Source organism: Nocardioides limicola (assembly GCF_016827675.1).
GTDB classification, from domain to species: domain Bacteria; phylum Actinomycetota; class Actinomycetes; order Propionibacteriales; family Nocardioidaceae; genus Nocardioides; species Nocardioides limicola.
The window spans coordinates 149,980-162,416 of sequence record NZ_JAERJA010000009.1; the positions used below are offsets into that span (position 1 = coordinate 149,980).

12 protein-coding genes are annotated in these 12,437 nt (G+C 71.0%); 6 read left to right on the plus strand and 6 right to left on the minus strand.

Going from position 1 to position 12,437, the window contains the following annotated elements; genetic code table 11:
- Positions 1-58: 58 nt before the first annotated feature.
- Positions 59-1,558 carry a glycerol kinase GlpK gene (glpK, locus tag JKG67_RS15050; protein WP_203338149.1) on the minus strand — a complete coding sequence of 500 codons (1,500 nt, stop codon included), beginning with the start codon at positions 1,556-1,558 and terminating at the stop codon, positions 59-61.
- A 94-nt stretch (positions 1,559-1,652) separates the two neighbouring features.
- On the opposite strand from glpK, the gene JKG67_RS15055 reads away from it, so the two are divergent.
- The 3 genes from JKG67_RS15055 to JKG67_RS15065 all read left to right on the plus strand — a co-directional run bounded on the left by JKG67_RS15055 (position 1,653) and on the right by JKG67_RS15065 (position 5,177).
- A complete protein-coding gene (locus JKG67_RS15055) occupies positions 1,653-2,681 on the plus strand; it encodes a 6-phosphofructokinase (RefSeq protein WP_203338150.1) in 1,029 nt (342 codons plus the stop codon).
- Positions 2,682-2,773: 92 nt separating this feature from the next.
- Positions 2,774-4,126, plus strand: coding sequence for a class II 3-deoxy-7-phosphoheptulonate synthase (locus tag JKG67_RS15060; RefSeq protein ID WP_372442110.1), 1,353 nt, complete (start codon positions 2,774-2,776; stop codon positions 4,124-4,126).
- A 61-nt stretch (positions 4,127-4,187) separates the two neighbouring features.
- Entirely contained in the window at positions 4,188-5,177 is a 990-nt protein-coding gene (locus tag JKG67_RS15065; RefSeq protein WP_203338151.1) for a threonine aldolase family protein, read from the plus strand.
- A gap of 39 nt (positions 5,178-5,216) precedes the next feature.
- Here JKG67_RS15065 and JKG67_RS15070 read toward each other — a convergent pair whose 3' ends face one another.
- The 5 genes from JKG67_RS15070 to pknB form a co-directional block, all read right to left on the minus strand.
- On the minus strand, positions 5,217-6,152 hold the full coding sequence (locus tag JKG67_RS15070) for an NADase-type glycan-binding domain-containing protein (RefSeq protein ID WP_203338152.1): 936 nt from the start codon (positions 6,150-6,152) through the stop codon (positions 5,217-5,219).
- 76 nt (positions 6,153-6,228) lie between these two features.
- Positions 6,229-7,266: a 3-deoxy-7-phosphoheptulonate synthase gene (aroF, locus tag JKG67_RS15075; protein WP_307816587.1), complete on the minus strand. Its 1,038-nt coding sequence runs from the start codon at positions 7,264-7,266 to the stop codon at positions 6,229-6,231.
- 109 nt (positions 7,267-7,375) lie between these two features.
- Positions 7,376-7,879: an SRPBCC family protein gene (locus JKG67_RS15080; protein WP_203338153.1), complete on the minus strand. Its 504-nt coding sequence runs from the start codon at positions 7,877-7,879 to the stop codon at positions 7,376-7,378.
- A 72-nt stretch (positions 7,880-7,951) separates the two neighbouring features.
- Positions 7,952-8,836: a deoxyribonuclease IV gene (locus tag JKG67_RS15085; RefSeq protein ID WP_203338154.1), complete on the minus strand. Its 885-nt coding sequence runs from the start codon at positions 8,834-8,836 to the stop codon at positions 7,952-7,954.
- A 28-nt stretch (positions 8,837-8,864) separates the two neighbouring features.
- Positions 8,865-10,907, minus strand: coding sequence for a Stk1 family PASTA domain-containing Ser/Thr kinase (gene pknB, locus JKG67_RS15090; protein ID WP_203338155.1), 2,043 nt, complete (start codon positions 10,905-10,907; stop codon positions 8,865-8,867).
- 142 nt (positions 10,908-11,049) lie between these two features.
- Between pknB and JKG67_RS15095 the strand changes: the two genes are divergently transcribed.
- The 3 genes from JKG67_RS15095 to JKG67_RS15105 are packed head-to-tail and all read left to right on the plus strand — an operon-like array spanning position 11,050 to position 12,199.
- Entirely contained in the window at positions 11,050-11,403 is a 354-nt protein-coding gene (locus JKG67_RS15095; protein ID WP_203338156.1) for an Rv2175c family DNA-binding protein, read from the plus strand.
- Positions 11,400-11,897, plus strand: a complete 498-nt coding sequence (locus JKG67_RS15100; RefSeq protein WP_307816588.1) for a guanyl-specific ribonuclease — start codon at positions 11,400-11,402, stop codon at positions 11,895-11,897. Before JKG67_RS15095 ends, JKG67_RS15100 begins: the two co-directional genes overlap by 4 nt.
- Positions 11,894-12,199, plus strand: coding sequence for a barstar family protein (locus JKG67_RS15105; RefSeq protein WP_203338157.1), 306 nt, complete (start codon positions 11,894-11,896; stop codon positions 12,197-12,199). The genes JKG67_RS15100 and JKG67_RS15105 overlap by 4 nt, the downstream gene beginning before the upstream one ends.
- Positions 12,200-12,437 lie beyond the last annotated feature (238 nt).

Sequence of the window (12,437 nt, forward strand, 5' to 3'; positions counted from 1 at the left end):
GCTGCCGGAATGTGACACCTCGGCGGCCGAGATGGGCTACTTCGGCGGCCGAGATGGGCTACTTCGTGGGGGCCCAGTTGCGGGAGCGGGCGACCGCCTCGATCCAGCGGGCATGCGCGGCGTCGGCCGCCGCCCGGTCCGTCGACGGCTCGAAGCGCTGGTCCAGCTGCCAACTCGCCCGCAGGTCCTCGGTCGAGGACCACAGGCCGACACCGAGGCCGGCCAGGAAGGCAGCCCCCAGCGCGGTGGTCTCCACGATCCGCGGCCGCTCCACCGGGACCCCTGACTGGTCCGCCTGCAGTTGGCAGAGCATGTTGTTGGCCGCGGCGCCGCCGTCCACCCGGATGGTGGCGTTGGCGCCCATCGTGTCCAGCACGTCGCGCACCTCGAAGGCGATCGCCTCCAGGGTGGCCCGCACCAGGTGTGCCCGGGTGGTGCCCCGGGTCAGTCCGATGATCAGGCCCCGGGCCTGCGGATCCCAGTGCGGGGCGCCCAGGCCGGTCAGCGCCGGCACGAAGACGACACCGCCCGAGTCCGGCACCGTGCGGGCGATCGCCTCGGTCTCCGACGCCTTGCCGATGATCTGCAGACCGTCGCGCAGCCACTGCACCGCCGCCCCGGTGACGAAGATCGCCCCCTCCAACGCATAGGTGGTCACTCCGTCGGGGGAGCGCCACGCCGGGCCGGTGAGCAGGCCGGCGTCACTGCGGACCAGTTCCGTGCCGGTGTTGGTGACGATGAACGAGCCGGTGCCGTAGGTGCACTTGGAGTCGCCGGGGTCGAAGCCGGTCTGGCCGAAGAGCGCCGAGGTCTGATCGCCGGCCAGGCCGGCGATCGGGATGTCGAGATCACAGAAGACCTTCGGGTCGGTGTTGCCGATCACCCCCCAGTTGGGGACCAGTTCCGGCAACGCCTCCCGGGGCACGTCGAAGAGGCCACACAACTCATCCGACCAGTCGCCCGCGGCGATGTCGTAGAGGAGGGTCCGGCATGCGTTCGACGCATCGGTGACGTGCCAGGTGCCCCGGGTCATCCGGGCGATCAGATAGGAGTCGATGGTGCCGATGGCGTACCGGCCCGACTCCACCAGCGCCCAGGTGTGCGGCTCGTGCTCGCGGATCCACTGCAGTTTGGTGCCCGAGAAGTACGGGTCCAACCGCAGTCCGGTCAACTCGGTGACCCGGTCGCCATGCCCCTGGGCTCGCAACTCCTCGCAGATCTGCGCAGTACGGCGGTCCTGCCACACGATCGCGCGCCGCGGTGAGGCCAGCGTCTCCCGATCCCACAGCACGATCGTCTCGCGCTGGTTGGTGATCCCCACCGCCACCGGGTCGGCGCTGCGGCGGTGGTCCCGTCGCAGCGCCGCCAGCGCCGCCTTGGTGGCCTCCAGGGTGGCCTGCCAGATCTCCTCCGGAGCGTGTTCCACCCAACCGGGCTGCGGGAAGTGCTGGGCGAACTCCTGGTAGCCGCGGGCCACGATGTTGCCGTCACCGGCCACCACCATGGCCGTGACTCCGGTGGTGCCCGCGTCGATGGCGAGAACGGTGCTGGCGTCCATGGGCCCTCACCCTACTGTCCGACCCGTGGCCGCGGGTGGGACTGCGCGGGCCACGATCCTTCACCTACTGACCGGTAGCCCACAGGGTGGGGTCATGAAGATCGGCGTACTCACAGGTGGCGGAGACTGTCCCGGGCTCAACGCAGTGATCCGGGCGGTGGTACGCAAAGGCGTGACCGTGCACGGATTCGAGTTCCTCGGCTACCGGGACGGGTGGCGCGGGCCGCTGGAGCAGGTGTCGAGGCCGTTGGGGATCGCGGAGTGCCGCGGCATCCTGCCACGCGGTGGGACCATCCTGGGATCCAGCCGGACCAACCCGTTCGCTGTCGACGGCGGACTCGACCGGATCCGGCACACCCTCGCCACCGACGGGGTGGACGCGTTGATCGCCATCGGCGGGGAGGACACCCTGGGGGTCGCCACCCGGCTTGCCGAGGCCGGCCTGCCGGTGGTCGGAGTCCCCAAGACCATCGACAACGACCTGTCCGGCACCGACTTCACCTTCGGCTTCGACACCGCGGTCAACATCGCCACCGAGGCCATCGACCGGCTGCACACCACCGCCGAGTCCCACCATCGGGCTCTGGTGGTGGAGGTGATGGGCCGGCACGCCGGCTGGATCGCGCTGCATGCCGGCATCGCCGGCGGCGCCAGCATCGTGCTGATCCCCGAGCAACCCTTCGACATCGACGAGGTCTGCCGCCTGGTGGAGAGTCGGTTCCAGACCAGGTATGCGCCGATCCTGGTGGTCTCCGAGGGCGCCGTGCCCGCCGACGGATCCGGGATGGCCCTGCAGAACGAGCAGAAGGACGAGTTCGGTCACGTCCGGCTCGGTGGCATCGGGGCCCGGCTCGCGGACGAGATCGAGCGCCGTACCGGCAAGGAGGCCCGCACCGTGGTCCTCGGCCACATCCAACGCGGTGGCACCCCGACCGCCTTCGACCGGTGGCTGGCCACCCGGTTCGGTCTGGCTGCCGTGGACGCGGTCGCCGACGGCGACTACGGCGTGATGGTGGCCCTGCGCGGCACCCAGGTGGTGCGCGTGCCGCTCGCCGAAGGCACCGGCGAACTCAAACTGGTCAGCCCACACGAGTACGCCGCCGCCCAGGTGTTCTTCGGCTGACCTCTCGTCGCACAGGCGCTCGGCGAGGGGCCAGCGAGTCCGGATGATGCCTGGAATCGGTGCCCGCTGGCGAGGACGCGTACCCTTGCCGGGTGAGCAACATCCCCGACCTCGCCTCCTTGCACGCGATGGGCGCGGCGCAGCAACCGACCTACCCGGACGCCACCGCCGTCGACTCCGCCGTGGCCACCCTGCGCAACCTGCCGCCGCTGGTCTTCGCAGGTGAATGCGACGACCTCACAGCCAAGCTTGCCGCCGTCACCCGAGGGGAGGCGTTCCTGCTCCAGGGCGGGGACTGCGCCGAGACCCTCGCCGGGGTGACCGCCGACAACGTCCGCAACAAGCTCCGGGTGCTGCTGCAGATGGCCGTGGTGCTGACCTATGCCGCCTCGGTCCCCGTGGTCAAGGTGGGCCGGCTCGCCGGTCAGTACGCCAAACCCCGGTCGAACGACACCGAGACCCGGATGCTGCCCGGCGGCAAGAGCGTCACCCTGCCGGCGTACCGCGGCGACGCCGTCAACGGCTATGACTTCACCCCCGAGTCCCGGGTCCCCGACCCCCAGCGGCTCGTCGACGTCTACAACGCCTCCGCCGCCACTTTGAACCTGGTCCGGGCGTTCGTCACCGGCGGTTACGCCGACCTGCGTCAGGTGCACACCTGGAACACCGACTTCGTGCGCGAATCCGGCGCCGGCAAGAAGTACGAACAACTCGCCGGCGAGATCGACCGGGCCCTCACCTTCATGACGGCGATCGGGGCCGACCCGGTCGAGTTCCACCGCGTCGACTTCCACTCCAGCCACGAGGCGCTGGTGCTGGAGTACGAACACGCGATGACCCGCATCGACTCCCGCTCCAACCAGCCGTACGACGTCTCCGGGCACTTCGTCTGGATCGGCGAGCGGACCCGGCAACTCGACGGCGCGCACGTGGAGCTCCTCAGCCACATCCGGAACCCGATCGGGGTCAAGCTCGGCCCGACCACCACCGCCGACCAGGCGCTGGCGTTGGCAGCCAAGCTGAACCCGACCAACGAGCCCGGCCGGCTCACCTTCATCACCCGGTTCGGCGCCGGCAAGATCCGCGACGGGCTGCCGCACCTGGTGGAGAAGGTCACCGCCGAGGGGATCCAGGTGGCCTGGGTCTGCGACCCGATGCACGGCAACACCTTCGAGGCGTCCTCGGGCTACAAGACCCGCAGCTTCGACGACGTCCTCGAGGAGGTGCAGGGCTTCTTCGACGTGCACCGTTCACTCGGCACCTGGCCCGGCGGCCTGCATGTCGAGCTCACCGGTGACGACGTCACCGAGTGCGTCGGTGGCGGCGAGGCGCTGCGGGACGAGGACCTGGCGCACCGGTACGAGTCCGTCTGCGACCCGCGCCTGAACCGGGTGCAGTCACTGGAGATGGCCTTCCTGGTCGCGGAGATGCTGCGCAAGGCCTGAGGGTCGCCCGTCACGCACGAGGGCGGCGTTGCGGCCGCTCGACGGCCGCTAGGGTGAGCGCGTGATCGACCTGCGCTCCGACACCGTCACCGCGCCCACCGCAGCGATGCGCCAGGCGATGGCCACCGCCGAGGTCGGCGACGACGTGTACGGCGAGGATCCCACCGTCCGCAGGCTCGAGGAGCGGGTGGCCGCACTCTTCGGACATCAGGCCGCCCTGTTCACCCCGACCGGATCGATGGCCAACGTGCTCGCCGTGCGGACCCTGGTCGGCCCGGGGCAGGAGGTGCTCTGCGAGGAGTCCGCGCACATCGCCCGGGCCGAGCTCGGCGCCCACGCGGCGTACACCGGGATCACCATGCGCACCTGGCACGGACCGCACCTCGACCTGACCGCGATCGAGCGGCTCTTCGCCCCGGCGATGGGCCCCTTCTTCGTCCCTACCGCCGCGATCTCGGTGGAGAACACCCACAACTTCGGTGGCGGCACCGTGCTGCCGACCGCAGACCTGCGATCGCTACGCACCTACGCCGACGCCGTCGGCTGCGCCGTCCACCTGGACGGTGCCCGGATCTGGAACGCCCACGTAGCCACCGGCACCCCGCTGACCGAGTACGGCAACATCGCCGATGTGCTGGCCGTCTGCCTCTCCAAGGGGCTCGGCGCCCCAGCCGGCTCCCTGGTCGTCGGTTCGGCGGAGGCGATCGCCGAGTCGCGGGTATGGCGCAAGCGGATGGGCGGCGGGATGCGTCAGGTCGGAGTGTTGGCCGCCGCCGGGCTGCATGCCCTCGACCACCACCTGGAGCGACTCGCCGACGACCACGCGCACGCCCGGCTGCTGGCCGAGGCCGTGGGGGTCGACCCGGCATCCGTGGACACCAACATCGTGGTCTGGCAGCGCGAGGATGCGGCCGAGTTCGTGGCCGCGGCCGCCGGAGAGGGAGTGCGGGTCGCCACGGTCGGCCCCCGCACCCTGCGGCTGGTCACCCACCTGGACATCAGCGACGCGGACGCCGCCAGGGCGGCCGCGGTGCTGGCCGCGCTGAACTGAACTGAACTGAGCTGAGTTGAGCTGAGTTGAGCTGAGCCATCACCCCGCGGTCAGGAAGATCTCGCTCACAGCCGTGAAGTTCCGGCCACGGGGGCCCTGCCCCGGCGCAGTCACCTCATCGATGCGAACCCGCACCGACGTGGTGATCACCGGGTCGATCCGCATCGTCTGCGGCCGCCGGTGCTCCTCCAGCGACTGGATGACCTCGGTGCCGTCGTCGAAGATCCAGGTCACCTCGGTGATCCGACGGTTCTGGCGGTACCAGTTGACCTCGTCCGGGCCCACCTTGTCGGTCTTGGCGTAGCCGTTGATCAGCCCGACCTCGACCAGCCGCGTCTGGCTGGTCAAGGTGAGGAGCAGCTCTTCGCCGGTGCCGTCCCCGGGCATCCGCCACGTCGTCTCGGGGTCACCGTCGACCATGTTCGCCGCCTCGAAGTCGACCCGCTCACCGGTCAGCGACGTGCCCGGGGGAGCGGTGGCCGGCACCTCGATGGTGACGCCCTCGAGGACGTCACCGCTGCGGCGGGGAGTCTCCGGGTCGGCGTCGGCGGGCGGTGGAGTGACCCCGTTCTCGTCGGCCGCACGGTCCGCGGGACCGCCCCCGGCCAGGAGCCAGAATCCGCCGAGCACCAGCACCAGCAGCACCACGATCACGGCGACCAGCCACGACCAGCCCGCTCTCGACCTCTCCCGGTGCCGGCCCGGGTTGGGGGTCGCCTCCGAGTCCGGCACGACGACCGCTGTCGACTCCGACGGAGCCGCGGCTGCGGCAACCTCGTCCGCGAAGAGCGGATAGCGGGCCCGGGAGCTGGCCTCGTCGGCGTACAGCGGGAACCGCGAGGTCGGCTCGGTACGCACCGCCGGGCGTTCTGCGGTGTCGCTCACCGAGGCAGGTCCGCTCTGGACCGGATGGCCGCAGTTGGTGCAGAACCTGCCGACGCTGAGGGCGTGACCGCACTGGGTGCAGAAGCCCACGCACATCCCTCCTCAGCCACGACAACGATGCTGCGGCCACTGTAGTGACCGGCCGAGGATGGATGCTATCCGGAGTTCAGCGTGCGGTGGCTGCTTCGCGGCCCACCAGCGACGGGAGCTGCCGGACCGCCTGGGCGAGCTGCCGCAACTCCTGGCCGAGCAGTGCCTGCGGGCCGTCGCACAGCGCCGTCTCCGGTTGCGGGTGCACATCCACGATGACGCCGTCGGCCCCCACCGCGATCGCGGCCCGGGACAGCGGCACCACCAGGTCCTTGCGACCTGCCGCGTGCGACGGGTCCACGATGATCGGCAGGTGACTGGTGGCCTGGACCACCGGCACCGCCGAGATGTCCAGAGTGTTGCGGGTGCTCGGCTCGAAGGTGCGGATGCCGCGCTCGCAGAGCACCACGTCGAGGTTGCCCCGCTGGGCGATGTATTCGGCGGCCATCAGCCACTCCTCGATGGTGGCGGTCATGCCGCGCTTGAGCAGCACCGGTTTGCCGGCCTCGCCGACGGCCTGCAACAGGGCGAAGTTGGCCATATTCCGGGTGCCGATCTGCAGCATGTCCACATGCTCGGCGACCACGGGCACGTCGCGGGGGTCCACCACCTCGGTCACGGTCGGCAGCCCGGTCCGGCGACCCACGTCGGCGAGGATCCGCAGCCCCTCCTCGCCCAGGCCCTGGAAGGCGTACGGCGAGGTGCGCGGCTTGTAGGCGCCGCCGCGCAGCACCGTGGCACCCGCCGAGACCGCCATCCGGGCCGCCTCCAACGTCTGGTCGGGAGTCTCCACGGCGCACGGTCCGGCGATGAACGTGAACGTGTCCGGCCCGATCGGCACCTTGACGTCGCCCGAGCCGACCCAGACCGTCGACCGCTCCGGATGGTGCTGTCGGCTGACCAGCTTGTACGGGTCGGAGATGCGATGTACGTCGGCGACCCCGGGCAGGGTGCGCAGGTTCAGATGGTGGAAGGACTCGATGTCACCGACCAGGCCGATGATGGTCCTGACCACGCCCTTGCTGACGAACGCCTCGCCACCGACGGAGGTGACTCGTTCGACGACGTGGTCGATCTCCTCGTCGGTGGCCCCGGGGGACATGACGATGACCACGGCGTTTCACCTCGACTGATTGTGGCTGCTCGGGCTGGAGTGATCCTGCCTGGACGAACCTAGCCGAGATGGGGCGAGCCGCCGGAGATTAATCAGGATCCGGAACGGCTCAGCCGGTCAGCACGCCACCGCGCCGGCGTACCACCTCGTCGCGGATGTCCTCGAGGTCGTGCTCGAGCATCCGGTGGGTGGCCTGGTAGCTGAACTCACCGAACACCCTCCAGACGAACTCGGCCGCCTTGCTGCGGTCGGCCATGTCCACCGCCGTGGTCATCGACAGCCGGGTCTCCGGGCCGTCGCTGGCACCGGAGTTCGGGGTGGGAGTGAGGGTGAACGAGGTGACCACGGTGTCGTGGCCGAGCCGGGTCTCGAACTGGGTGCGCATCGGCGGGGTGGACGCGACCACATGCAGTTCCTCACTGCCGTGGTGGCCGAAGAGGGTGCGGTCCTCACGCCAGGTGGTGCCCACCCGGTAGTCGCCCTCGGTGAGCAGCTCGGAGTGCGAGACGCTGCGCAGGATGTCGGCATGCCTGCCGACGTCGGTGATCACCTCCCAGATCGCCTCGGGCGGCGCCGGGATGGTGGTGTGGATGTGGATGACGTGACCGGCCATGGTGGGTCTCCTTGCCGAAGGGGTCCCCCGACCTTCCATGGTGCCCCGAACCGGCCGGGAGGACAACCGCGGTCAGACCGCGGCCGCTCGCAACTCCTTGAGCAGCGGCAGGTCCGGGTCGTCGGCGTCGCGGGAGCCAGGCGTCTCCAGGATGAACGGCACCGCCTCGGTGGCCGGATGGGCGAAGAGTTCGGAGAAGGCCCCGGTGCCGATGTGGCCCTGGCCGATCTTCTCGTGCCGGTCCTTGAAGGCGCCGCGGACGTCCTTGGAGTCGTTGGCGTGGATCAGCCGCAGCCGACCCTCGCCGGCGATCTCGACGATCCGGTCCACGCAGGCGGTGGCGCCGCCGGGGGCGTCCAGGGGCTCACCGGCGGCGAAGACGTGGCAGGTGTCCAGGCAGATCCCGGCCTTCGGATGGTGGTCCAGGGCCCCCAGATAGGCCGTGAGGTCCTCGACGCCGGCACACAGCGACCGGCCCTGGCCGGCCGTCGGCTCCAGCAGCAGCCACGGCGCATCCTCGTCCAGGGAGTCCAGCAGCGGCAGCAGCCCCTCACGCACCTGGGCCATCGCCGCGGCGTACCGGATCTCGGCGTCGGCGCTGTCGCCGGCCGGTTGCACGAACGACCCGGTGTGCACCACCACGCCTTCGGCGCCGATCTCGACGGCCCGGCGCAGGTTGTGCGCGACCAGCGCCACCGACTTCTCGAAGGTTGCCGGTGTCGGCGAGCCCAGGTTCACCAGATACGGCGTATGGATGAACGACCGCATCCCGGTCGTCTCGGTGAGCCGCCGGAACTCCTTGTCCTGGCCGGGGTCGCCCGCCGACGGAGCCCAGCCGCGGGGGTTGCCGACGAAGACCTGGACGGCCTCACAGCCGAGTTCGACGGCGGTGGCGAAGGCGCCCGACGCCAGCCCCTTGCCGACCTGGACGTGGGTGCCGATGGGACGGGGGGTCATGGCCGCCGAGGATAGTCCGCCCCGGGTCTCAGACCAGGTACAGGGTGACCGTGCTGCCCTTGCGCACCTGGGTGCCCGACCCCGGACGGGCCTCGGCGACGTACCCGAGACCGAGGTAGATCTGGCTCTGCGCGGTGTCCACGACCAGCCCCAGCGCCTCGAGCTGCGCGGTGGCTTCGGCGACGCCCATCCCGCGGAGTCCGCGCGGGATGGTCACCAGCTCCGGGCCCAGCGAGACCACCAGCCGGATCTCGTCGCCGCGGAACAGGGTGCCGTCGCTGGGTGTCTGACTGATCACCCGGCCTTCGGGGACCGAGTCGTGGTGGGCCTCGCTGGTGACCACCCGGAAGCGTTGGCCGAGCCGTTCCACGGCGTTGCTGGCCGGGCGGCCGGTGAAGTCGCGGACGTCGTACGGCCGACGGCCGAGGCTGACCACGATGTCGACGGGGGAGTCCGGACGCAGTTCGGTGCCGGCCTCGGGGTCGCTACGGATGATGGTCCCGGCCGGGATCTCCTCGTGATGGCGCTCGGTGACCTGGCCGAGGACGAGGTTGTTGTTCTCCAGTCGGGTGGCGGCTCGTTCCGCGGGCCGACCGGCCATCTCCGGGACCAGGTAGCGCTCCGGGCCCAGTGACAGCATCAGCGTCACCGTGCCCCCGGACAGGACCCGCTGGCCGCCGGCCGGGTCGCTGGCGATCACGTCGCCGGGTGGCACCGTCTCCGAGTACGCCGGCTCCCCGAGCGCAGCGGTCAGGCCCAGCGCCTCGAGACGCTCGGTGGCGGTGGCCTGGTCGACGCCGATCACGGCCGGCACGGTGCTGTAGCGGCCCACGCCGAGCCACCAGGCGCCGAGGCCAGCGGTGCTGGCCACCAGCAACGCGATCAGCAGCAGCACCAGACCACGCCGGGATCGCCGCGGCCGACTCGGCGCTGCTGCTGCCCTGGCCGGCGTCGGGGGCCGGCCCGCGGTTCGGCCCGATGGCCGGTCCGATGGCCGGTCCGGTGCTGCGGATCGGCGCGACGTCGCAGGAGTGGCTGTGGGCAGCAGAGTCGTGTGGTCCGATGTGGAGGTGGACGACACAGCGTCGCTGGGAGCGACCAGGCCCTCGAAGTCCTCGGGCTGGGTGTCCTCGGGAACCACGGCGATCTGACGGGGCCGGAGGTCGGCCGCCAACTCCGGGTCCGAATCCGCTCCGGAGTCGAGTGCCTGGCGCACCCGATGCATCTGATGCAGCAGCACCGCCGCGTCTGCGGGGCGCTGGTGGCGGTCCCGGCAGGTGGCCCGGGCGACCAGCGCGTCGACGTAGTCGGGGAGATCGGGAGCCACCTCGGACGGCGCCGGGACGTCGCAGTGGACGTGCTTGTAGGCGACCTGGATGGGCGACTCGCCCTGGTGCGGCTTCGTGCCGGTGAGAAGTTCGTAGAGCAGGACACCGGCGGCGTACACGTCCGCGCGGGCGTCCGAGGTCCCGTCCACGACGAGTTCGGGGGCCAGGTAGGAGACCGTCCCGATCAGGACGCCCCCGGTGGCGGTGTGTCGGGTATCGGTGCTCACGGCGCGAGCCAGCCCGAAGTCGGCCACCTTGACCCGCCCGTCGTCGGCGATCAGCACGTTCTCGGGCTTGACGTCGCGGTGCACGACCCCGGCCCGGTGGGCGGCGGCCAGCGCGGACAGTACCGGCTCCAACAGGGCCAGGGCGCGGGTCGGGGGCATCGGCGCCTCGGCATGGACGACGTCGCGGAAGGTGCGGCCCTCGACCAACTCCATGGCCAGATAGATGGTGCCGTTGTCATCGCCCTGGTCGAAGACGTTGACCACGTGGGGGTGCGACAGCCGGGCGGCGGCACGGGCCTCGCGCACGAAGCGGGCCGCGAACTCTCCGTCGTCGTCGCCGAGCCCGGGGTGCATCACCTTCAGGGCGACCGTGCGGTCGAGGCGCTCGTCGATGCCGGCGTACACGGTCGCCATCCCGCCGCGGGCGATCCGACTGGTGGCTCGGTAGCGGCCGTCAAGAAGCCGCCCGATCACCGGGTCGTCCGCACCCGCGCGGGAGTCCGCACGCAGCGTCATCGGGTCCTCCGTACTGCCGGACGGGGAAGGATCCGGCCCGCCCATCGTACTTTCGCGGGCATGCGGCCCGGCATCCGCGCGGCCCGGCGTGTTCCTTGGGCCGGGATCGTGCCGGTCGGGACCGGTCTGGGAGAGTAGGGGGGTGGAGACCCCGAAACTCGCCGACCTCGTGGATGAATGGCTCGACTACGCCGAGACCGCCGAAGCGCTCGGGCGCAGTGTCAGTCAGGTCCGGACTCTGCTCCGGGAGCACCAGTTGGCCGCGGCGTCGCCGACGGGCGACCGGGCTCTGCGGGTGCCGGCGCTCTTCATCGCCGACGGTGAGATCGTCAAGGGCCTGCCCGGCCTGCTGACGCTGCTGGCCGACCACGGCTTCGATGACGCCGAGGCGATCGCCTGGATCTTCACCGATGACGACCTGCCGGGCCGACCGATCGATGCCCTTCGGGAGAACCGGGGCACCGAGGCTCGGCGCCGGGCCCAGTTGCTGGCGTGAGCACCGTGTCGCGGCGCACCCGCGGCCTCGTCACTGCGGTGGCGGTGCTGGTGCTGCTGCTGGCCTGGTGGCTGCTGCCCGAGGGCGACGAGCCTGCACCGGTCACCGGCGCCGACCCACAGCAGGTCGAGCCTGCCCAGCCGCCGGCCGGGGATGCCGAGCCGCCGGGTGAGGACGACGAGGCAGCTCCGCCCGAGGCCGTCGACCCGCACTCCGGTCTGCCCTGGGTCGACGTCGCCGACCTGCCTGCCGAGGCTCACGACGTACTGGCCCGGATCGACGCAGGTGGGCCCTTCCGCTATGACAAGGACGGCTCCACGTTCGGCAACTTCGAGCGCCTACTGCCGGCGCAGCGGCACGGCTGGTACCGGGAGTACACGGTCGACACGCCCGGTTTGTCGCACCGCGGTGCGAAGCGGATCGTCACCGGAGGCACCGCCGAGTTCTACTGGACCGAAGATCACTACGAGTCCTTCGAGAGGATCGACCGGTGACCCACGACCTGCCCGCCAGCGCCGCGGTCGACGCCCTGCTCGCCGCCGGCTGGCGGGTGGCGACCGCGGACACGGCAGGGGTCGAGGATCGGCGCGAGGTGTTGGGGCGGATCGGGGAGGCGCTCGGCTTCCCGGAGACCTTCGGCCGCAACCTCGACGCTCTCAACGACAGCCTCGACGACGTGACCGGCCCGGCTGCGCTGCACTGGACCGGCTGGGCGGCGCTCGCGTACGACGACCCGCAGCAGTTCGCGATGATCTGCTCGATCATGGGCGACCGAGTGCTCCTGCTCCTCGGCTGACACCCCTCCCGACCGCCGCCCCCTCTCGGTGGTCGAGTGCCGCCCGGTCCGGTGGTCGAGTGCCGCCGAGCTTGCGAGGCGGTGTATCGAGACCACCCCCCCGGCCGTCCGGGGACGCTCCTATGTTGGGTCAAGGGGTCGGTGTTCGAGTAGTCGGTAGAGGTCGCGGGCGATGTAGCGCTTGAGGCAGCGTCGGATCTCTCGGGGGTTCTTGCCTTGGCTGGTTCGTTTCTCGGTG

Bases quoted from the DNA above. Each gene is read 5' to 3' on its own strand.
- JKG67_RS15080 (WP_203338153.1), bottom strand. From the start codon at position 7,879: ATGGCCGGTCACGTCATCCACATCCACACCACCATCCCGGCGCCGCCC.
- pknB (WP_203338155.1), bottom strand. From the start codon at position 10,907: ATGACGCTGCGTGCGGACTCCCGCGCGGGTGCGGACGACCCGGTGATC.
- glpK (WP_203338149.1), bottom strand. From the start codon at position 1,558: ATGGACGCCAGCACCGTTCTCGCCATCGACGCGGGCACCACCGGAGTC.
- JKG67_RS15055 (WP_203338150.1), top strand. From the start codon at position 1,653: ATGAAGATCGGCGTACTCACAGGTGGCGGAGACTGTCCCGGGCTCAAC.
- JKG67_RS15085 (WP_203338154.1), bottom strand. From the start codon at position 8,836: ATGACCCCCCGTCCCATCGGCACCCACGTCCAGGTCGGCAAGGGGCTG.